The organism is Nitrosomonas sp. Nm51 (assembly GCF_900111165.1).
Taxonomy (GTDB): domain Bacteria; phylum Pseudomonadota; class Gammaproteobacteria; order Burkholderiales; family Nitrosomonadaceae; genus Nitrosomonas.
Window position 1 is genome coordinate 41,277 of sequence record NZ_FOGH01000004.1, and the last position, 22,425, is coordinate 63,701.

A 22,425-nucleotide genomic window follows, 5' to 3' on the forward strand; every position below is an offset into this window, starting at 1 on the left:
GCATCTACCCTTTCATGCATTCGTTCTGTTACAAATCTTATGTTTGTTTACTATCGAGTGGTCAACCGGATCGTAATGTTATCCCATAATTCCTTTTTGGCTCTATAATCCATTTATAACAACCGTGATTGGCCCGGAAACAGTCGGCTGCAAGTTGATCACTTATCAAACGATTACACATGAAGTTCTTTATCTTTGCCGTAGGAAACAGAATGCCTGAATGGATCAATACTGCTTTCACAGAATATGCCAAACGCTTTAGCCAAGACATTACGGTACACTTATATGAAATCAAACCGGAGAAACGCGCCGGTAGCAAGCAAAGAGAACATATATTGCAGGCGGAATGTCAGCGCATCAAATCCGCAATACCCGCAGGATGCCGCATCATTATACTTGACGAGCATGGCAAGCAAAAAACGACTGTTCAACTGGCCGGCACCATTGAACAATGGTTGCTGGAAGGCGGAGATTCAGCATTTATCATTGGTGGCGCCGATGGTTTGCATAATGAAATCAAATCAGGCAGCCAGTATTCATGGGCACTGTCAAAGCTTACTTTTCCGCATGGACTGGTGCGTGTGATGCTCATTGAACAACTGTATCGCGCTGTATCATTGATCAAGAATCATCCCTATCATCGCATATAATAACGAATCAACAATTGATGACTATATGACTATAATTCATAATCGAGATAAATTACCATTATGGCTTTTCCGGAAAACCAGATTTACCTTGCTTCACGCAGTCTGCGCAGACGCGAATTGCTAAAGCAGATCGGCGTGAAATTTAAAATTCTGCTCATGCGTGAAACCTTGAGCCGACCCAGCGATATTGATGAAACACCACTTCAGAATGAATCGCCGAATGATTATATATACCGCATTACCAGCACTAAGGCAGAAGCAGGCTGGCTGCGACTAACTCAGCGACAGTTGCCATTATTGCCGGTTCTGGTGGCGGACACGGTGGTTTCACTAGACGGCTGCATTCTGGGAAAACCGAAAAATCAGGCACATGCCGAAGAAATGCTGGCTACCCTGTCGGGTCGTTCTCATCAAGTATTGACAGCTATCGGCGTTGTTTATAAAAATAAAACACAAATTAAATTGTCGACTACGACTGTACGCCTCCGCGATATCACGTCACAAGAAATCCGCTACTGTATTGAATATGACAATGTATATGACAAAGCCGGCGCTTATGCAATTCAGGGATTGGCCGCGGTCTTTATAACCGAAATCAGCGGAAGTTACAGCGGCGTTAAAGGGCTGCCATTATTTGAAACATCGCAACTGCTGGAAGAAGTAGGAATAGAAATATTCAAATAATTTCAGTTGTGTTAATCGTGAACTTATTGCGCATCAATTCATGGCTTCCTCCAGTTGCTGTACTTTGATTTGCCCTCCTCGTCTATGGATAATGAAATTCTAATAAATATCACACCCCAGGAAACCCGTGTTGCCATCCTGGAACAGGCAGTTACACAAGAATTGCATATTGAACGCACTAGCAATTGCGGTATTGTTGGCAACATTTATCACGGACGTGTTAGCCGTGTTTTGCCTGGTATGCAGTCCGCTTTTATCGATATCGGGCTAGGACGCGCTGCTTTCTTGCATGTGGCTGACATCTGGGAATCAAGTCATAACGGCCGGTTAGCTCAACCCATCGAAAAATTATTGTTTGAAGGCAATTACATTCTCGTCCAGGTTATTAAGGACGCCATAGGCATGAAAGGTGCGCGTTTATCCACCCAAATCAGTCTGGCAGGCCGAATGCTGGTTTATCTACCGCAAGAATCACATATCGGTATATCGCAGCGTATCGAAGATGATGCTGAACGCGAGTTTTTACGTCAGAAATTACTGCAGGTATTGCCAAACGAAGAGTCTGGCGGCTATATTATTCGCACAATGGCTGAAACTGCGGATGAGGACGATCTGCGAGCGGATATCGAGTATCTGCATAAACTTTGGAATAATATTCAAGAAACCGCCTTAACAGCTTCAACACCCGTACTGCTCTATCAGGATCTGGATTTAAGCCATAGAGTTCTGCGCGATTTTGTTAATGAAAATACATCATGTATACAGGTCGACTCACGGGAAAACCATCAGCGACTGGTTGCATTTGCGCGCAACTATATGCCGAACATAGCGGATCGAATTACGGTATATACCGGAGAACGTCCCCTGTTCGATCTTTATGGCGTCGATGATGAGATTCAGAAATCCTTGGCAAAGCGTGTCAATCTAAAATCAGGTGGATACCTCATCATTGATCAAACAGAAGCGCTAACTACCATGGATGTCAATACAGGCGGTTTTATCGGCGTACGCAACTTCGATGACACAGTTTTTAAAACCAACCTGGAAGCCGCGCAAGTAATCGCCAGACAACTGCGTTTACGTAATATTGGCGGTATTATTGTGATTGATTTTATTGATATGGATTCGGAAGATCATAAAAAAGCAGTATTAACCGAATTCAAAAAAACATTGTCAAAAGATCGTACACGTATGACCGTCAACGATTTCAGTTCACTGGGTCTCGTCGAAATGACACGCAAGCGCATGCGAGAAAGCCTTTCGCATATTCTCTGCGAATCCTGCCCGACCTGTAGCGGGCGTGGCGAGATTAAAACCGCACAAACAGTATGTTATGAAATTCTTCGCGAATTACTGCGTGAATCTCGCCAGTTTGATGCAAATGAATTTCGTATTCTCGCCTCTCAACAGGTGATTGATTTGTTTCTCGATGAAGAGTCTCAAAGCCTTGCACAACTAGGCGACTTTATTGCCAAACCGATCAGCCTTCAGGTTGAAGAAACTTATTCACAGGAGCAGTACGACGTGATCATAATGTAGCATCCGCTCAGAAATTATAATCGATTGATTAAACTGAATAGCTGTATTTGATAAATCAACATGTAAAATCGGCGTAATAACTCCAAAACTTGCCTGCATGATTTGTATATTTCTATTTTTAACAGTAACGCATTGATCTATAAACAAGATATAGATTAATTCAAACTGACAGGAATCTCTGTCACTTTCTCTTGTTCATTGGACATGATCATGATGGTTACACGTCGATTGCGCATTCTGCCTTCGATGGTGTCGTTGGTATCTACAGGTCTATTTTCACCATAACCAATTGCTGTCAGCCTCTGTCCATTCAAGCCACTGTTAATGAATAATCGAATAACGCTGCTTGCCCGCGCAGTCGACAATTCCCAGTTAGATGGAAAAAAGGCGGTATAAATCGGCAGATTATCTGTATGTCCTTCAACCTGAATTTCATGATCATGGTGTTTTAACACATGCGCCACCGCCTGCAATGTCTCAATTGAATCATTGGATAACTGCGCTTCGCCGGGAGAAAAAAGCACACTCGCATTAATTTCTACGGTAATGCCCAAATTGCTCTGCGTCACTCTGACTTTTCCATTGTCAACCAGTGGCGCCAGCACTCTCAACACATTTTTGGCCATCGATTGCATTACTTTCTGCTTTTTAATACGCTGCTGCACCTTCTTTTCTTCCATAATCTTAATAAGGTTTTCCTGCTCAGGCTCTTTATTAATCATTGGAGACGCATGAACCGGTTGTGTCGTCCCGGCATTTACAACAGGATTTTTAAAAGCATTTACCAGAGAGCCGCTTAACACTTTGTATTTACCTTCATTGATGGAAGAAACCGCGTACATAACTACAAAAAAAGCAAATAACAAAGTAATAAAATCAGCATATGAAACCAGCCAGCGTTCATGATTTTCATGAATTTCTTCATTAGTGTAGAACTTTTTTCTTGTCATAATTAGTTATCAATTCTTTGTAGCTGTAGTGCTCTATCCATATTATGCCTTTTGACAACAGAACAGCTATTGTCAAAAGGCACGCCTTGCCATGTACGTGACAAACCCGCTGAACCCGGCAATATCATATGGATAGCGCACTAGTTTACTTTTCTGTACAGTAACTCATCAGGCGATTCTCTATTAACCGTGGATTTTCTCCGTACGCAATGGCAACCAATCCATCAATCAACATTTCACGCATCACAAGCTGTTCATTAATAATGCTTTTCAGTTTGTTCGCTATCGGCAGAAAAAATAAATTTGCCAGACCTACACCATAAATTGTGGCGACAAATGCAACTGCAATTCCGCTACCTAAAAGACTCGGTTCAGTCAGGTTTTCCATGACATGAATTAATCCGAGTACCGCACCGAGAATACCGATGGTCGGCGCATAACCGCCGGCTGCTTCCCATATTTTTGCAGATTGACGTTGGAATGAAACTTCCGCTTCCACCTCGATTTCCAGTATTTCACGCAGTTTTTCTGCTTTGCTACCGTCTGCAAGTAACAACAATCCTTTTTTGGTTAGCGGATCTGTTGCAGATTCTGCATGTTTTTCAAGAACCAGCAAACCTTCTTTGCGTGAAAGATACGACCAGCCGACTACTTGTTTGATCAGAGCTTGAGTCGGGCTTCCCGGCGGAAAAAGAACCCATTTTGACATCTTTACGCCATTGATTAGAATTCTTACAGGACTCTGTAATAAAACAGCGCCGACTGTACCACCCATGACAATAAAGAAAGCGGCAAATTGCAATAACGCGCCCAGATGACCGCCTTCGAGCATCTGCCCGCCCATAATTGCGGCTAGCGCCAGGATAATTCCGGCTAAACTGTTTAAATCTATCTTAGCTTTATTATCCATCGTATTTCTTGAATTCATCTACGATTAATAATTTTAAGCGTTAAAGATTTCTCAGGCGGCTGCGCAAGCGCGCGACGGCCTGGGTATGTAATTGACATACACGCGACTCACTTACACCTAAAACTTCTCCGATTTCCCGCAGATTCATTTCCTGCTCATAGTGCATACCCATCACCATTTTCTCGCGCGGCGGCAGATTCTCGATAGCTTGAACCAGGAGGGTCCTGAGATTCTCATCAACCAATGCGTCCAATGGATTGTTCTTATCATCCGCAAGTAATCGATCTAAAAATGGTTCTTCGTCATCCTGTTGAAAATCCTCATAATAAATTAACTGAGCACCCCGCGCGCTCTGGAGTGTCGAATGATATTCATCGAGTGATATTTTCAATTCATCGGCCAGATCTTGCTCATTGGGTGCGCAACCGTTTCGTTGTTCAAGCGTATTAACCGCAGCTTCTATTTGCCGCATTTTTTTTCGAACGCTGCGCGGCAGCCAATCTGCATCGCGCAATTCATCCAGAATTGAACCTCGAATCCGCTGCGCCGCGTAACTCTCAAATTGCCGGCCATAAGAACCTTCATAGCGGCTTACTGCATCGAGAAGACCGATCATTCCTACTTGAATCAGATCATCCACCTGAACGCTAGCGGGAAGTTTAGCCATCATATGGTAAGCGATACGCTTGACCAGTGGCGAAAATTCATCAACAAAGTCTTCCTTACTTTTAATTCCAGTCGCAGTATACATAGTTATCAAACCGTTAAATTTGCCATACTCAAATGGCTTGTGTGAATGAGACGCTGCATAAAACCATCTACCAGCCCCTCAAAATAATCCATGCCAGGGGCATACAAAACATTATCAGCGAGAAATCTGAAGTTATTGCCGGCATGAGAATTTGGAAATAAATTAAGCACTGGCCGACATAGTCGATTTGACTGAAATATTTTTTCATCCGTTTCTGTAAATCCGGCAAATTCAGGCGATATTTCCAGATACCTGCGAACAACGCGTGAAAAATTTTCAAATACAGTCTGTGCTGCCAATTTTGTTTCCGCTTTATTGACAAATATTAGAAAATGTTTTTTCGCATATTCCCTGCTCATTATTTTGATTAATGCATAAGCACCTGTCAGCGAAACAGCCGAGCCCGAAATCACAACCAGAACCTGTTCCGATGCAAGACTCAACGGCAGCACATGCGTTTCACCTTTCATAGCGGTATCGATTAATATGACATCGATTAGCGCAGAAATCTGACCGAAGCTTTTAACAAGTCTTTTTTGACCGGTCATGTCCAGTTTAGACAGCGCGTGAATGCCTCTTTGTGCCGACAAAACGAATAGATTCTGCGCGCCCTGTAAAATAATCTGATCCAGTCTTCTGTCTTGTTGTATCGCATGTATCAGATCGAAGCGCGCTTTTAGTCCGAGCCTTGCACAAATGTTATTCGGGCATGCATTCTCATCAATCAACAATACCCGTTTGCCTTTTTCAGCTAATGCGGCAGCCAGATTAATGGTCACTTCCGTTTTTCCAATGCCTTTCGCACCACCCGTAACAGTGATTACGCGCATTGAGCTATCTGTCTGCAAGGAAACCAGATTGCGCAGCCCTGCTGCCTGATCACGAGAAAATTTATTCATGTTTACTGCCTGCGTATATTTTCGATTCCGAATCATCCGGATTGTTATTTCCCGCCATGACCAGTGCAAATTCCGCATCTTGAAGCGTAAATGCCGAATCGCCTGATTTTGCGTTAAATATTCGATGCAGCAGATATCTGGGATTCGCCGCATGAATATCCTCTGGCACCTTTTGTCCATTAGTTACATAATGCAGCACCAGCTTCCGCCTGATGACCGCGTCAAGTGCCACACCAAGACCTGCTGCTTCATCCACCTTGGTTACGATGCATCCATGAATGACATATTTACGGTAAGCTGTAATAATTTCGTCAAGCGTTCTATCACTTGAAGCTGCGCTTATCACCAGTATTTTGTTAATGACCGTCTCCGGATTGCCCAGCATTGCAATCTGTTCAGCCATCATCTGGTCGCGATGACTCATCCCCACGGTATCAATAAAAACGATATGCTTGTTTCTCAATTCAGATAAGGTAAGCTGAAGATCATCCGCATCTTGAATATTTCTCACCGACAGGCCCAATAATCTGCCATAAACTCGTAGCTGCTCATGCCCTCCAATCCGGTAACTGTCCGTTGTAAGCAACGCAACTTTTTCAGCACCATGTCTGATAACGCTTCTTGCCGCGAGCTTGGCTATAGTCGTCGTTTTACCAACACCTGTTGCGCCTACCAACGCGTATACACCGCCTTTTTTAATCATTTCATCATCAGATGCTGTATGTAAATTAAACGTTAACGCAGAAACTGCCTGCTTCATGCTTTGTGTGTAGTCAAGGCCTGCTGATAATTTGTCAACTAAACGGCGTGACAATAACGGGCTGAATCCAGCGTTTAATAGCGTGCGCAACACCTTCATTTTTTCAGGATTACGCTGCGCGTTATTTCCCCAGGCAACGGTCGCCAGCTGATCTTCAAGCGTACATTTCATCGCATGAATTTCTTTCATCACGGTTTGTACAAATTCTTCGGAAACGATGTTTTCCGGAATACGTACCGCCGTTTCATTTTCAGTCTTAGGCAAAATATTTTGAGCGCCGTGAACAGATGAATGATGAGCGGAATTGGTTTCGCTGGCTGTTGGTTTGTTCTTTTCTTGGGTCTTTAAATGGCCAGTTTGTTGAGTATCCACCAGACTGGTCATGTCCGTATCGGCCAATGCCATAATCTCAACACCCGCATCGGTTTGCCTGTTGGATAAAATAATGGCTTCGGCACCGAGATCTGCTTTGACTTTACGCAGTGCTTCACGCGATGTTGCCGCCAGATAGCGCTTTACTTTCATGACTTACCTCCAATTAAGGAAGTGACTTTAATTTTCCGGGTATCAGGCACTTCAGTATGCGCAATCACATTGATCTGCGGCACTGCTCTGCGTAAAAAATGCGATAGCAGACTGCGAATTGGACCGGATACCAATAAAACAGCCGGCAGACCTAATTTTTCCTGCTGGCTGGCGGCAGCGGCGGCTTCATTTAACAGCATATCCGCCAACCCTGGTTCTATCCCGCCACCTTCTTTGCCACCCGTTTGCACAACTTGCATCAGAATACTTTCCAGTTCGTGATGCAAGCCAATTACCTGCATTTCAGCGTTGGCGGGAAAAAACTGTTCGACAATCGCACGCCCCAGTGCGGTCCGAACAAATGCAGTCAACTGAGCGGCGTCTTGTGTATCGGGAGAATGTTCGGTCAGCACATCAATAATGGTACGCATATCTCGAATATGCACATTCTCAACCAGCAAGTTCTGAAGAATTTTCTGCACCGAAGACAACGGCAGCAGTTTTGGCACCAGATCTTCAATTAGCTTAGGCACCTTGGTGCTTAAATGATCCAGTAACAGCTGAAGCTCTTGCCGGCCTAATAATTCGGAAGCATGCGCGTGAATCAAGTGATTGATGTGTGTTGTTACAACAGTACTTGCATCGACAACGGTATAACCGTTCGCCTGCGCTTGTTCTCTAAGCCCGGCTTCAATCCATACAGCTGGCAGTCCAAATGCAGGATCACTTGTTGGCGTTCCAGGTAAAGTTATGGTTACTCTTCCTGGATTAATCGCAAGATACATGCCGTTATACGATTCTCCTTGTCCGATCACAGAACCTTTCAGAGTAATCCGATAAGCGTTTGGACGCAGTTCAAGATTGTCACGAATATGTACTACAGGCGGAAGGAAACCAATATCCTGGGCAAATTTACGCCGTATACCGTTAATCCGTTTAAGCAGATCTCCCTGCTGCGCCTTATCTACAAGTGGAATCAGCCGGTAACCTACTTCCAGTCCCAGTGTATCAATCGGTGTAACATCATCCCAGCTGGCGTCCTGTTGTTCGATAACAGGAACAGCTTCTGTTTCTGTCTGTTCCGTTTCCTTTGCCGCAGCGCTTATTCTCATAAAATAAGCACCCAGTCCCAGCGTGCTCGCTAATAGTAGAAATACAAAATGCGGCATGCCCGGCACAAAGCCCATTATCGCCAGAATACTCGCAGTTATCACTAGCACTTGTGGTTGAGTAAACAGCTGGCCCAAAACTTGTTCGCTCAGATCTTCTTCGGTCGTTACTCGACTAACCACCAAGCCGGCAGCAGTTGAAATAACCAGTGCTGGAATTTGTGCCACCAGACCGTCACCAATAGTTAACAGGGTGTAATTCCGTGCTGCGGTATCCAGATCCAGATCATGCTGTAGCATTCCCACGACCAGGCCACCAATAATGGTAATCAGCATAACCATTACACCTGCAATCGCATCACCGCGGACAAACTTACTGGCACCATCCATCGAGCCGAAAAAATCGGCTTCTTTGGATATAGCCGCACGGCGATTGCGCGCTTCTTCCTCGCCTATCAGGCCTGCGTTCAAATCAGCATCAATCGCCATTTGTTTACCCGGCATTGCATCTAATGTGAAGCGGGCGCTCACTTCGGCAATTCGTCCCGCACCCTTGGTAATCACAACAAAATTGATCACTACCAGAATGATGAAAACGACCATGCCAACCGCATAATTACCGCCAACGAGAAAGTGTCCAAAAGCCTCTATGACTTTTCCAGCTGCATCAGGGCCGGTATGCCCTTCCAATAAAACAACCCGTGTAGATGCAACATTTAAAGATAAACGCAACAGTGTCGTTATCAATAAAACAGTTGGAAATACTGCAAACTCAAGCGGATTCTTGGTATACAGGCTCACCATCAAAACGATAATGGCCAGCGCAATGTTAAAGGTAAACAAAACATCCAGAATGAATGGCGGCAGAGGCAGCACCATCATTCCCAGAATCATAATGATCAGAATCGGACCGGCCAGCGCTTTCAAGTTGCTTCCAGACATCAAGCTGGAAAATGTCAATGTTGTATTCATTATGCTAAATTACATTAAAATCTGATAAAGGCATCACTCAAATAAAGACATAAATATGCTTGTTTATTCCGCGCTATCAGGAACAGGCACATCCAATTCGTGCGGCACATGTATTTCTTCAAGCGGCCTAGGTTTATCACCGCCATAATCCTGATATCGTTTGAGCTGGAAAACATAGGCCAAAACCTCCGCTACAGCGGTGTAAAGTTTTTCAGGTATCTCGGCATCCAGTTCTGCATGGTGATACAGTGCGCGAGCAAGTGGCGGCGCTTCCAATATCGGAACATGATGTGTTTCACCCAACTCACGTATACGTGCTGCAAGCAAGTGCACCCCTTTGGCAACTACTTTCGGCGCGCGCATCGAATTGCTTTTGTAACGCAACGCAACCGCATAGTGCGTCGGGTTTGTAACAATTACGTCCGCTTCAGGGACTTCGGACATCATTCTTCGCCGCGCTGCCTCACGCTGCAAGCTTCGAATACGCCCTTTGATCAAAGGATCTCCTTCACTTTCTTTAGCCTCTCGCCGAATTTCTTCTTTCGTCATGCGTAATTTTTTAGCATGACTCCATAACTGAAATGGCACATCAATCGCCACAATCAGAATCATCGCGCCTGTAATCAGCAAAAAGCTCAGTATCAACAACTCACCTGTCCGGGTAACCCCCGAATTCACCGGTATCGCGATCAACGCCAACACCGATTCTTTGTTACCCCAAATTACCAATGTGGCAACACTGCCAACGATCAGTGTTTTAGCGATGGCTTTCAGCAGCTCTGTCAGTCCATGTACAGAAAAAATTCTACCGAATCCTGAAGCCGGGTTTAAACGTTTGAAATCCGGGATGAGCGCCTTAGTGCTGAATAACCAGCCACTAAGCAGCATAGGTGCAAGAAATGCCGCAATAACTAACAAAACCAATATTGGCACCAATGACCTAAGACCTTCGATAGCCAATAAATACAGACGATTTATCATGAGATCCGTTTGAAACGCTATATCCCGTTCCATTTGCATTCCTTCACGCATGATGTTTGACAAATGCTCGATCAGGCCTCCACCCATAAAAACCAGACCTGCGGCTGCAGCCAGTAATAATGTGAACGTGGTTAACTCTTGCGAACGTGCAACCTGACCTTCTTCCCGCGCTTTTTGTATGCGCTGAGGCGTCGCGTCTTCCGTACGTTCCAAATCGCTGTCTTCAGCCATCACACCTCCAAATTTCGACACACGCATTATGCGTGCGCCGATTTCAGTCCGATGTCAGAAAAAAAGAAGTTTCTGCCCGTTATTTAGCCGGGATTTAAAATGAAACGGTTATTGATGTTATGCAGCGAGTAAATACGCAGATCCAACTTAAACGATTAATCATGAATCTGCCAGTCATGCACGCATTGCGAGCAGAAAAAATATAGTTTTTATCACTGCTGTTCTGTTAACTTTCAAAATAGAGTAAGCTGACAATCATATTTGCAATGACTGACAGGAGGATCGTCTCGCAACAGTGCCATAAGATCACGTTTTTCAAATAGGTTGAGGTGCAATAATCGTAATATCTGCTGCGTGCCGATCTGAATTTTTGACTGGAATTTCATAAACGCGATCAGCTAGGGCAATCAGGCTTAAATTGCACCAGTAATTTTTAGCAAGTAATCATTGCTCCAACCAGCCTTTGGCCGTTTTGTTTTTACGCCAACCCTCGATGTTTTTTCTTTTTTTATCAGATTCAATGCAATATGTCTGATAATGGCAAGATTGGCTACGCCATGGCCTTTGCGTGTGCGATTGCTGCTCCGTCAAAAGCAATATCCAGAACCCAGTGCAAATTGTTTTCAATAGCCCAGTGAGCACGGACGGCATGCTCCAGCTTGGCAGGATTATTGGCATTCAGACTGCTGATAAAATATACTAATCGTGAATGAAAATTTGGTTTAGCTTAGTGCAATAAAGTCATGAATAGAATAAAATTGCTTTATGTCTTCATGCTACAATCTGACCAACCAAGAACTCGATAGTTTGGGGTTTGAGCATCGTCATGCCGCTGACAAGCGTTATGCTGACCGGGTAAAAGCCCAAGTTGATTCCGGGCAAGGCCAATGCTGATCAGCAAAAGGATTTTGTTGAACGCTATCAAAATCTGAAAGCAGAAAAAGCACCGGATGATCCAGTTTATTTCATGGATGCCACGCATCCGCATCATAACCCGATCGCTGGATATGGCTGGATCAGGCGTGGCCGGAAACATGGAATCCGCAGCAGCACGGGGCGGCAACGCATCAACATCAATGGCGCCGTCGATTGCGCAGGGCTTTATCCAATCGTCCGTTATGATGACACTATCAATGCACAATCTACGGTAGCGTTGTTACAACAGATCGGGCAACAGCACCCTGCTGCTGCCCGTATTTATGTCATCTGCGATAATGCCCGTTATTACCGTTCACAGATCGTTACCGATTACTTGCCGGATTCAAAAACCGGATTAATCTTCCTGCCGCCATATGCGCCCAATCCAAACCTGATTGAACGTTATTGGCGGTTTTTCAAGAAAGAAATCCTGTATGGCAAGTACTATGAAACCTTTTCTCTGTGCAAACAGGCCTGTGATGATTTTTTTGCCTCACCCGAGCGCTATAAAGAATCGCTACGTTCCTTGCTGAACGATAATTTTCAGATTATCGATTGTACCTGAGTGCCGAAATTTGAAGTGCGGTGAGTATAATCCCCGCGTGTATGATTCAAACTTTGGTACTCCTTCATTTTTAACTCCTCGTCTCGTGGTTGGGGCGAGAACGTTACAGCGATTGCCGTAACGGCCAAGCCTTTAGAAGTCCCCCGGCATAGCCGGGGTTTTACCTATTATTAATTAGATCGAAACTTCCGAAAAACGTGAAACTTAGTTAATGGCAAAGCATAGCCTATAAACCGTATCAGAACGATTTATAGCAGAGATGACAATTAGAACGATTGCAACGGATTACGCTGTTGTTCCGTCAGCTTGTTTTGCCAGGCTTGTGGAAGATTTTGCACCCAACCATTATAAATAACTGGTATGGGTAGCAAGCCCTGCCCGCCCATCCCGTCATACGCACGAATTCTATCATCCATTATTGTATTTTCCGTTGACGTCAGCAATACTCTGCCAACTATTTTTGCATCTACAGGATTGCCATCGCCATTCGGATCGATATCGACAACCTGCAATACGTTGGATGACTGGCTGCTGATATATGCATAATATCCGCCGCCCGCTTTGGCTCCAAACTGTACGCCATGGCAACCCGCCGCGCACGGCAAGGCAGCCACCAATTCATCTGTGCGTGTATCCAGAATCGTTATCGTATCCGACAGGATATTTGCTGTAACCATAGCTATACCATCTGGGCTAACCGGTGTTTGAATCGGCAGACCACCAATCGGGCCTGTGATTTCTCCTGTTATAGGATTGTAGTTTTCTAACAGATTGATTGTTTTTAGTACATTGCCCGTTGCAGTTTCAATAACGGTAAAAGTACTGTCCAGAAAATTCGCTACATAATACTTGCTGGAATCGGGCATCATGCCCGTGGCAATAGGATGAGATTCAACACCACCGGTGCTTACGATGTTTTGAATGTCGTCCTGAACGAAATCATAGATCGTTGAGTCACCAGTAAAAACATTTGGTGTAACCATAATTTCACCATCATGTCCCATCCAGTGCGCATGTGGACCAGGGCGACCGATATCAATGCGCCTTTCTACTCCTCCAGCTAGTGGCGATAATTCAACCACAGATTCTTCATCATCCGAACCATTGATGGAGACATGCAGTTGATCGGTATCCACGCGAGTCATAACATGTGCGGGTGCTTCGCCAACATCAATACGATCTATAAATTGGCCTGTCATACGGTCGAAAACTGTCAATTTGCTATCAAACCATTCGGTAACATAGATTAGGCTCTGGTCCCGGTCTGTCCACATATTGTGCGGATTGTTCATTTCCACATCCGGAAAAAATACCTTGCGTTTTACTTCCCAAGTAGACGCATCTACTACGGCGGCAGCCCCCGGTTTACGTTTATTGGCTGTTTTCTCGAATTGTGTGTTTATCCAAACTTCACCAACACCTGGAGGCGGCGTCAACAACGAAGGCAACGAGATATCATTGCCGTAACGCGCATTCAATACTGTGGCCAGATTTACAGTTCCAATATCAATTCGAACGTCTACATCGGGATAGTTAATGTGCCATGGTGCGCTTGATGCAAAATTCTGCCAATTTGATGGTTCGGTCAAGACCAGGAATCCACGCAGTAAACGGGTTGCCAGATCGCTGCTAGTAGGTACGGTTATTCCATTGACCAACGTAATGCTATCGCCCAAATCAAGCCCAGGTGTATCGGGATCATCCACAATCACTGCACCCAACATGAATGGGTGCACTTGGCAGAAAAAAACGTACAATCCAGGCGTTGTTAATCTAACCCTTTCACTTCCCTTTTGCGGCGGCGTATCAAAAGGCATATTTTTTGCGCCAGTTGGATAAAGCAAGCTAGTCATCGTATGTACGGTATTAGAATCATCCCGTCTGAAATCAACTTCGACGCCAGGCCTGCCCACCGCAAGAGAACCAGACCCTGCTATTGGACCGCTCGAGTTTCTAAACCAATTACCCGGACCGTCATTGAGCTCGAAACGAATTCGGTCCCCTCCACCGGCCCAAACCAGGTTTGGAATCAATAAAAAAACTGAGATAAGCAACCACTTCTTCATTCAATTCACTCCTTTTGAGATTTTATAAACAATTAGTGCAAAAATTGAAAACGCTAATAATTCGCATTTATAATCATAAATGATTTTTCCGCTATTAGTTGGTACAACAGATAAATTTCCGCGCGGCATTTTCGGGAGAAATCAGCCAAAATTACGCAAAAAGTCGAGTATTGTCCGGCCAATCGTCGGCTGATTCTGAAAAGAATTGCAATGATAACAAGATGAATATTAAAGATAATAGTCATCCAGTTCAACTTGACCGGCCAAAAAACAAGGGACGTGAATTGTTCGCCGCAAAATTACAACAAAAAAAAGCTTACTAAAAATTTAGTAAAAGTCGAAGTAGTTGTTCAGCGAATTTTATCTGTCAATCAGTCACTAAGATAAAATTGGGTAATTCACCTGCGAAGAGTAGCGCAAACGCTTCAGAAGCAGAAACATCTACCCCCATTTATATCCTTTCTTTTACCGGTTGCAAGCGGACAAATACGGACTAGCACGGAAAGAAAAACTTGGAAAACCCTTTATTTATATTGTCTTGCGGATTGATTCGGATGGGTACGGAAGATTATATGGTAGGCGCGACTGGATTCGAACCAACGACCCCCACCATGTCAAGGTGGTGCTCTAACCAACTGAGCTACACGCCTATTGAAATTGCACAGACTACAGCCGAAAGATGAGCTTTAATAACAAGCCCTGTTTGGACCGCAACTGCAAGTATAAAATTCTATCTGAAACATGCTTAAGATACAAATTAATTTAGGTTTAACAGTTTTCCAAACAACGCTTCATCAAGCTATAAGGCTTGTGCTCATTCATGCGCGCAAGATTAGAGCGTGTCAGTTTCGCACTGCCCAGATGATATAGACGGTGTGCTTGTGCGCTCACGCTGCCAACACAATACCGCGCAAGCTGATACGGCCAGACAACTTGTCCATTGCCATGGTGACAAACTGCGGCCAGCGGGTTTCTGTACGGAATGCCCGGACCGAATGATGACGATTGGCCAGAGGCTCAAATTCATGTCCCGGAACAAATCTTAGAATTTGTGACAGGATTGTATTACAATGGGCCATGGCCTGATTCTCCAATCTTATTCAAGAAGTTAGAGAAAACCCTATTGTAACAACTTTGGTCGAATCAGGCCTTCTTGTTTATCAGTTAACGGGACAGCAGTGGTATCAACCACAATCATGCGTGGTCTCCTCACTTGAGCGAATCTATACCGCACACACATATTGAACCGATCATCGGACAAACTGCGCCGCAGCTATACGCGCACGCGACAATCGTTCTTCAGGCGACACCTTTGTCGACAGCAATACGGTTTCCAGACATACAATCACTTCGCTGTTCAGGCTGCGATGGTCGTTTCTTTGTGCAGATGTTTTAAGTCGGTCATATAAACGTCATCGGGAATATTTTTGAGTGTCAGTGATGTCGGCATACAATATAATCTGCAACTAATTCTACTTTGTCAGATTCAAATGATCCCAAAATTGTATCAAGCTGATATATAATAACACTTTGTTTAATAACTATTAATCACGACCATGTCGTGAAAATACCAAACAGTCTCTCAAATATGCCCTTCAGGGGCTTCCAGAAGCGCTTAACACGCATTTATCGTCATTTTCATCATTTTTCGTATCCTCGACGCGGATGCGACAGCGACGTTTTACGGTTATTTGCGCGGACTTTTCCAGTCAGAACGGGCGAATATGCTGCGCATGGGAGAAGTCAATGAAGTTGGTCACCAGGCGATGCAGCACATGCTGACATCGGAGACGATTGACTGGCATGGGTTTGGCGAGCAAACTGCGTGTGAAACGGATGCGTTGTTGGGTGGTTCTGCTGCTGTTTTGATTATCGATGAAAGCGCTTTTGCGAAGAAAGGAGAGTCATCAGCGGGTGTTTCCCGGCAATGGAATGGCCGTCTTGGTAAGGTAGACAATTGTCAGGTTGGTGTGTTTGCCAGCTTGTGCCAGAACAGCATGGCCGGTTTGGTTGATGTACGCTTGTATTTGCCGGAACATTGGGTGAGCGATTCGGGTCGTTGCAAGAAGGCGGCAATACCTGAGGGATGCTGGCATGTCATGGATGCCGATCAGGTCAAGCGCTTCCTAAGTCCCGGCAGTGACAATCTTATTGTTACGCGGGCAGGCATGCGGGCCTTAAAGCTTAAGAATGAATCCTACTTCAAGGCGCTGCCCGTGTGTAAATATGCGGCTGATCCGGCGCACCGGGGAGCCTTTTTTCGCAGGATCATGCGCGGGTTTTTTTAATTTTATGAGGAATCACTTGTTACCGCGTCCATTTCGGGCGCGGTAGAAATCTGTGCAGGGGCCGAAAAACAGGTTTGAATTTAGGCGATGAGAATTTGCCCCATAGCGTCGTTGTGGAACGTGGGCTTTATGAAAATGTTCGGTAAGATTCATGAAAACCACCCGTATTTGAAGTGTGTTCCTGAGCGTTGTTATCAGTGTAAATGTAATGTGACAGAACGTGTATATTTTATTTCTGAACCATTGGTGATATTCACAACTTTGTGTATTTTCCAAAGTATTATTACCCGATCCAGGGATAGAGGCGGTAGATCACGTTAAGTATGTGGGTGGCTTGCTGTAGTTTGTGTGGCTTTGTGATCGTACGGGACAATACCATTAAGTGTATTGCCAATTTGTTTTGACGCAGCATCTAACTCATATGCTTTCTGCAGGTTAAGCCAAATTCTGGGGCCTGTTCCAAAGAATTTGCCAAGACGCAAAGCAGTATCAGCCGTAACGCTGCGCTTACCACTCACTATCTGATAGACGCGGTTCTTGGGCACGCCAATTTTTTTGGCCAGTTCAGCCGCGTTGATGCCAATAAATTCAAGTTCATCGGCCAGAATTTCACCGGGGTGTATGGGTTCGCCTATTTTCCTTGTCATGCCTTGTACTTCCTAATGATAATCGACGATTTCAACGTCATACGGTTCATCATCCCATTTAAAGCAAATACGCCATTGCATATTGATGCTAATGCTGTATTGGTCCTTCCTGTCGCGAATCAGTTTTTCAAAGCGGTTGCTGGGGAAGTTTTCCAGTTCTCTTAGTGTTTCAGCTTCATCCAGCAATCTTAAACGTCGCTCGGCCTGCCGTCCAATACCGGAAAAACGCCTTACGAACTCGCCGTTATAGAGTTTTTCCGTATATTTGTATTTAAAACTTCTTATCATTTCAATGATAGCATTGGTTATGAGTTACGTCAAGAGTAACTATAAATATTGCTGTTGTAAATAGAGTTGTTTCTTAAAGAAGACTAAGGGGCTTCGCCCCCCGCGCCCGCAAGGGTGAAGGCTTTGCCCATATTTAAAAACTTTTCCCCTGCCTTCCGGCCATTCCTCGCGCAGCAAAACTTTTTAAATCTGCTCTTGCAGTTGCACCCCCACGCTTCGCCAGCGAGTCAAGGTTGCATGAGCAACCCTTAACCACTAAAAGAAGACTGGCTCAGATACAGACCCAGCGTTTCTTCATTGAACACAGCTTTCATGAGGCGAAAAGCGAATGCGGCATGGCCGATTATCAAGTGCGCCGATGGGATGCATGGCATCATCACATGGCGCTGGTCATGCTGGCAACGCTATTCTCGGTCAAGCAAAAGATGCTCGGGCGCAAACGATGGCCGATGTTATCCTTCAGTGACCTGGTGACCGTATTAGTGCACATGCTGCCGCAAAGACAACTTACCACCGAGGATCTGGCTGATATTATTCATAAGCGGCACCGACGACGGCTCAGCGCTAAAAAGTCTTCTGCCAGACGGAAAGTGTGGCTTTTGGGTAATCTGACAAAGTAGAAGTAAGCCCTGGTTTAAACTATTTTTGCTTTATACCGCCCCGTCAAATTCAAACTGCGATTCTTCGCGTTGGCCGCGACGGTTTTTTTGCGGCTGACTGCCGCCTGCGGTAGGCGATAATACTGACCAGAATGCCTATCGATATGACTGCAATCAACGGAATATTTCCTTCTGCAATGGCTTCCAGGTTTGGATCGAACAATAGCAGCAATAAGGCAACGGTCAGTGCGGGGACAATCGTTGCGAACAGACTGATGATAAAAATATTTTTATACTTTCCCTGGAAACGGCATGATTGCAGATAACTGGTCAGCAACACCAGCGACAGCAATGTCAGGGCAACCAGTCCTACCCAGAAAAAGCTGCGGTTTTCGCAAACAAAGCGGTCAAGCGCGGAATCCGGCTGGCTGTTGCGGTCGGGATGCTGAAAATGCCGTACCAGACAACCACTGACAGCCTGTATCTCCTCACAGCGTCCTGACATTTCCGCTGTCAGCGGCGGTTCGTTCAACGGCAGCGGCCAGAATCCCATACCGCCAAAATTATCTTTGAAATACACAATATCATCTTCCAGCTGTTCCCAGTTGCGATCGCCAAATTCGATCACGGGGATAATATTGCGCAGCAGCAGCTCGCGTAAGATACCATACAGACCATTATTCTCAATATCGAATCTTAATGTTTTTTTCGTTTTTGTCGTTGGCTCTTCAAGCAATACCAGGATCTTGCCGTTAAAATCATCGCGGATATCCATTTGCTGATAGGAACTGGCAGCATCACCGGCCTGAATGCCTGAAATGCGCTCAAGCAGATTAAAATGCTGATATAGCCCTTTGCCCAGTTCAGACTGCAGCACCATGATATTGACAAAGTAATCGCCTCCCGTGGCTTTTAACCGTTCCGTCAGCGCATCATAAAAGTTGTTAAACAGGTCGATCGATACGGTATCATCGGGGAACCCCCTGAAATCGAGTGTAACGCCGTCGCCTTGTGTCGCTAGCTGTACGGCGCCAAATGTTAATCTCGCATACAGGTCGCTCAGCGGCTGCGTGAGTAACTGATATATACTGTCTGCCAGCGAAGCAAAAACATTCGCCTTTTGGTTGGAATCGAGCGATTTCCATTCCTTTACCCAATACGACCGGTCCTTATGTATCACCCAGTCCACCCTGCTGTCGTGCTTTCGCGCCGTCTGAATAAATGCGCTGTTATCATTAAGAAACTGCATGAGATTGAATTTATTTTTGTCGTCGTTGACGTGATTAATCGCCCCGCCGGCATCAAACGACAATCCGTAATAAGCCACCCGTGACAACACGCTGAAATCGACTGTCTGCGGCGCATCGCTGGCAAGCCAGTAAGGATAAAAGCCGTATACAGTGCCCGACAAGTCATCCAGTACACACCCGCAATTACCACCGTCCCATTCTGGCGTCGCGGATGAATCATACCCCGGTCTTTTTTTATATAACAACGCCACTGCGGGACGCACGGCATGTGTATACAGATTGCCGACAAAGGCATTGACATCGCGCTGCTCTGTTTCATCGCACGCTCCGGAACGCTGCCGCAGCGCATTGATCAATTTCAGATGTTTACGAATTTCGGGCATGCCGTGATAGCTCTGGTTGTTTAACAAATCGGTTTCCAGCGCCAGAAACGCTTCGTCGCTGATTTTAATCCCCAGAATATACTGATTATGCAGCGATGTTTCCTGGCACACGCCGATACCGGCGAGAATTTTAGCTTGCACTGCTTTATCGAACAGTATCGGGTGCGGATAGGCGGTATCCGCTAATTCTTTTTCAAGCAACTCAGCAAGTACCGGATTCAAGGAAGCCATGAACGGATCGCCGATCATGGCCTGATTCAGGAACCCGATAAAATCCTTTGTAACCATCAGCGTCCTGTTGCGGTAATAGCGTTTAATCGCAGGTGACAACCGTTGAAACAAATCCGGATAGGCTTTCAGCACACCTGAGACCGCTCCCTTCAGCAATGCATAATTTTCGAACTGTTTATTCTCCAGCTTGAGCAGCGCTGCCATGATCTGCTCCTTACTTTGCAGCAATTTAAAGTCATCCGCTGTCAATTGATAGTAATACATCGGCGATATTGAAAAATCAATGGCCGCGCCAATCGAGAACGGCTCGTTCAGCGACCGGTAGCGGTAGACCAGATCCAGCAATGCCTGATGTGAACCCTGCTGCCTGATATGATAATCCAGATCTCTTTGAAAACCGGGCAGCCTGTCGTTCCAGTCGGCAAATTCAGCGCTTAACAGGATTGCCGTTTCCTGTGGAAACAAACTGGCGAATTCGGCGATGGTTTCCAGACGATCGATCAAGGCGTCTCCATAATTACCAATCGGTTCAATTTTAAAATCATAGGCAAAGCGCTGCAGCCAGAATAATGTTACCGGGCCCATAACACTGTCCGTCAACGGTTGGCTGCTTAGCCGGACATCTCTCTTCCAGTTCAGATCCTGTCGATAAACGGTGGCAAGATTTTGTTGAATGCGATGGACGGCGGGCTGGTCGAGCCGGCTGAATTCAGATTTGTTCAGCAGTCGAGCAAAGTGCTGGTCGTGATCCAGCACATAGGGTACATGATCGCCGTATGACATGGCACTGGTACTGACACTGACACTGCCGGTTATCCAGATTAACCAGAAAAGTATCATTCTTGTGCGTTGCATTTTCATTGCGTCCGTCCTTCTTTTAACAGTTCCCTTGTGACACCATTCAGCAGATCGTCATGGGCCATTGTTTCCCGGTTCATTCGTATTGCCCGGATTGCGGCGTAGCGTACGGCATTGGTGATGGCCCCGCCGGAAAGCGCGTATTTCTCGGCCAGTTCAGTTAAATCCACATTTTTCGATAACAGCCTGCTGTCAGCCAACATGCCCTGCCATAAGCGCAGACGCTGTTCGGCGTCCGGCAGCGCAAAATGTACTGAAGTCTGAAAACGGCGGGCAAAGGCTTCGTCTATGTTCACTTTCTGATTAGTTGCCAGAATCACAACGCCGGGATAATCTTCAATGCGCTGCAACAGATAGGCGATTTCCTGGTTGGCATAACGGTCGTTTGCGTTACTGGTTTGGGTTCGCTTGCCGAATAAGGCATCCGCCTCGTCAAAAAAAAGAATCCAGCGTTTGTTGATTGCCTGGTCAAATACATTGGCCAGATTCTTTTCCGTCTCGCCGATATACTTGGATACAACCATTGACAAATCGATACGGTACACATCGATATCTGCAGCCGCGCCGACAAGTGTTGCGGTCAGCGTTTTACCGGTGCCCGGGGGGCCGTAAAACAACGCGCGATAACCTGGCTTGATGTTTTTGCCGAGACCCCACTGATGCAGTATTTTTGCTGAATGCCTCAGCCAGGCGTTAATATTCTCGATTTCGTCCATGACGTCGCCGCTTAACACCAAATCCTGCCAGGTTAATGATGTGGTAATCAGTTTTGCCGGAAAATGCATGGTGTAATCGGGTTTCTGGCTTTTTCCCGTTGTCATCCGTCCCAGATATTCGGCCGTGATAGTCAACGCGGCGCTTAAAAAAGGCTCGCCATTCGCCGCTTGCGCAACTTTAATGATTCCATGCTTTGACAGACTGTGGTCCGCCTGAAACAACCGCAATACCTGAAACCTTGTTGATAAATCGTCGCCGGCAAGTATAAAAACCGCGGTCTCGCAAGTTGGCAGAAAGCCGCTGTGATGTTTGCCGCGCCATCCGCCGAATTCGGTAAATCCGCGTGTCAGATCCCGATTATTCATCAAAAACAGATCGAGTGTCTGCGGCTGCACATGTGGCAGCAAAGCCAGGATCACAATCAGGCGTTCATCAAAGCGCATGCCGGATTCCCTGACAATCTGCGCATATTCGGATCGGTCCGACGACAGGTCGGGCGCACTGACCGCGTAAATTTCGCCGACGTCGGTTTCGCGTTCAAAATAAAGGTCAAAGCGCGCTTTCACGACTGCCTGGAACCAAGCAACTTCTTTTTCAAGCGCCGCGGCATTCAGTTCCTTGTCCGAATCCGATTTTGACAAAACCGCATCCATA

At 45.6% G+C, this 22,425-nt stretch carries 19 protein-coding genes and 1 tRNA gene; 6 read left to right on the top strand and 14 right to left on the bottom strand.

Annotated features, from left to right (window positions below; genetic code table 11):
- Nucleotides 1-179: 179 nt before the first annotated feature.
- The 3 genes from rlmH (at nt 180) to rng (ending at nt 2,873) form a co-directional block, all read left to right on the top strand.
- On the top strand, nt 180-650 hold the full coding sequence (gene rlmH / locus BMY60_RS02855) for a 23S rRNA (pseudouridine(1915)-N(3))-methyltransferase RlmH (protein ID WP_090331065.1): 471 nt from the start codon (nt 180-182) through the stop codon (nt 648-650).
- Nucleotides 651-710: 60 nt separating this feature from the next.
- A complete protein-coding gene (locus BMY60_RS02860; protein WP_090331067.1) occupies nt 711-1,334 on the top strand; it encodes a Maf family protein in 624 nt (207 codons plus the stop codon).
- A gap of 84 nt (nt 1,335-1,418) precedes the next feature.
- Nucleotides 1,419-2,873, top strand: coding sequence for a ribonuclease G (rng, locus tag BMY60_RS02865; protein ID WP_090331068.1), 1,455 nt, complete (start codon nt 1,419-1,421; stop codon nt 2,871-2,873).
- Nucleotides 2,874-3,028: 155 nt separating this feature from the next.
- Here the strand turns inward: rng and motD are convergent, their stop codons facing one another.
- From motD to flhB, 7 genes are all read right to left on the bottom strand, one after another.
- Complete coding sequence (motD, locus tag BMY60_RS02870) at nt 3,029-3,823, bottom strand: flagellar motor protein MotD (RefSeq protein WP_090331069.1); 795 nt, start codon at nt 3,821-3,823, stop codon at nt 3,029-3,031.
- Between the two features lie 145 nt (nt 3,824-3,968).
- Nucleotides 3,969-4,733 (bottom strand): flagellar motor protein, encoded by a 765-nt coding sequence (locus BMY60_RS02875; RefSeq protein ID WP_218141606.1) that lies wholly within the window; start codon nt 4,731-4,733, stop codon nt 3,969-3,971.
- A 40-nt stretch (nt 4,734-4,773) separates the two neighbouring features.
- Entirely contained in the window at nt 4,774-5,484 is a 711-nt protein-coding gene (locus BMY60_RS02880; protein ID WP_090331071.1) for an RNA polymerase sigma factor FliA, read from the bottom strand.
- 5 nt (nt 5,485-5,489) lie between these two features.
- The gene (locus BMY60_RS02885) at nt 5,490-6,383 is read right to left on the bottom strand and encodes an AAA family ATPase (protein WP_090331072.1); all 894 of its coding nucleotides are present in this window, start codon (nt 6,381-6,383) and stop codon (nt 5,490-5,492) included.
- On the bottom strand, nt 6,376-7,668 hold the full coding sequence (flhF, locus tag BMY60_RS02890; protein WP_090331073.1) for a flagellar biosynthesis GTPase FlhF: 1,293 nt from the start codon (nt 7,666-7,668) through the stop codon (nt 6,376-6,378). Before flhF ends, BMY60_RS02885 begins: the two co-directional genes overlap by 8 nt.
- Entirely contained in the window at nt 7,665-9,749 is a 2,085-nt protein-coding gene (flhA, locus tag BMY60_RS02895; protein ID WP_090331075.1) for a flagellar biosynthesis protein FlhA, read from the bottom strand. The genes flhF and flhA overlap by 4 nt, the downstream gene beginning before the upstream one ends.
- Nucleotides 9,750-9,812: 63 nt before the next feature.
- Nucleotides 9,813-10,961 (bottom strand): flagellar biosynthesis protein FlhB, encoded by a 1,149-nt coding sequence (gene flhB, locus BMY60_RS02900; RefSeq protein WP_090331076.1) that lies wholly within the window; start codon nt 10,959-10,961, stop codon nt 9,813-9,815.
- Between the two features lie 868 nt (nt 10,962-11,829).
- Here flhB and BMY60_RS02910 point away from each other — a divergent pair.
- A complete protein-coding gene (locus BMY60_RS02910) occupies nt 11,830-12,444 on the top strand; it encodes an IS630 family transposase (RefSeq protein ID WP_090331078.1) in 615 nt (204 codons plus the stop codon).
- 266 nt (nt 12,445-12,710) lie between these two features.
- Here BMY60_RS02910 and BMY60_RS02915 read toward each other — a convergent pair whose 3' ends face one another.
- The 3 genes from BMY60_RS02915 to BMY60_RS02930 all read right to left on the bottom strand — a co-directional run bounded on the left by BMY60_RS02915 (nt 12,711) and on the right by BMY60_RS02930 (nt 15,589).
- Nucleotides 12,711-14,510: a copper oxidase gene (locus BMY60_RS02915; RefSeq protein WP_090331079.1), complete on the bottom strand. Its 1,800-nt coding sequence runs from the start codon at nt 14,508-14,510 to the stop codon at nt 12,711-12,713.
- A 573-nt stretch (nt 14,511-15,083) separates the two neighbouring features.
- Nucleotides 15,084-15,160 (bottom strand) — tRNA-Val (locus BMY60_RS02925).
- 237 nt (nt 15,161-15,397) lie between these two features.
- A complete protein-coding gene (locus BMY60_RS02930) occupies nt 15,398-15,589 on the bottom strand; it encodes a DUF4372 domain-containing protein (protein WP_090331082.1) in 192 nt (63 codons plus the stop codon).
- A 573-nt stretch (nt 15,590-16,162) separates the two neighbouring features.
- Between BMY60_RS02930 and BMY60_RS02940 the strand changes: the two genes are divergently transcribed.
- A complete protein-coding gene (locus BMY60_RS02940) occupies nt 16,163-16,798 on the top strand; it encodes a transposase (protein WP_256250648.1) in 636 nt (211 codons plus the stop codon).
- Nucleotides 16,799-17,115: 317 nt separating this feature from the next.
- On the opposite strand, the gene BMY60_RS02945 is transcribed toward BMY60_RS02940, so the two are convergent.
- On the bottom strand, nt 17,116-17,445 hold the full coding sequence (locus BMY60_RS02945) for a HigA family addiction module antitoxin (RefSeq protein ID WP_090331086.1): 330 nt from the start codon (nt 17,443-17,445) through the stop codon (nt 17,116-17,118).
- A 12-nt stretch (nt 17,446-17,457) separates the two neighbouring features.
- Nucleotides 17,458-17,733 carry a type II toxin-antitoxin system RelE/ParE family toxin gene (locus BMY60_RS02950; protein WP_090331088.1) on the bottom strand — a complete coding sequence of 92 codons (276 nt, stop codon included), beginning with the start codon at nt 17,731-17,733 and terminating at the stop codon, nt 17,458-17,460.
- Between the two features lie 233 nt (nt 17,734-17,966).
- On the opposite strand from BMY60_RS02950, the gene BMY60_RS16555 reads away from it, so the two are divergent.
- Entirely contained in the window at nt 17,967-18,353 is a 387-nt protein-coding gene (locus BMY60_RS16555) for a hypothetical protein (RefSeq protein WP_143057334.1), read from the top strand.
- 49 nt (nt 18,354-18,402) lie between these two features.
- Here BMY60_RS16555 and BMY60_RS02960 read toward each other — a convergent pair whose 3' ends face one another.
- The gene (locus tag BMY60_RS02960) at nt 18,403-21,057 is read right to left on the bottom strand and encodes a hypothetical protein (RefSeq protein ID WP_090331091.1); all 2,655 of its coding nucleotides are present in this window, start codon (nt 21,055-21,057) and stop codon (nt 18,403-18,405) included.
- Nucleotides 21,054-22,424 carry an ATP-binding protein gene (locus tag BMY60_RS02965; protein WP_090331092.1) on the bottom strand — a complete coding sequence of 457 codons (1,371 nt, stop codon included), beginning with the start codon at nt 22,422-22,424 and terminating at the stop codon, nt 21,054-21,056. Before BMY60_RS02965 ends, BMY60_RS02960 begins: the two co-directional genes overlap by 4 nt.
- Between the last annotated feature and the right edge of the window lies 1 nt (nt 22,425).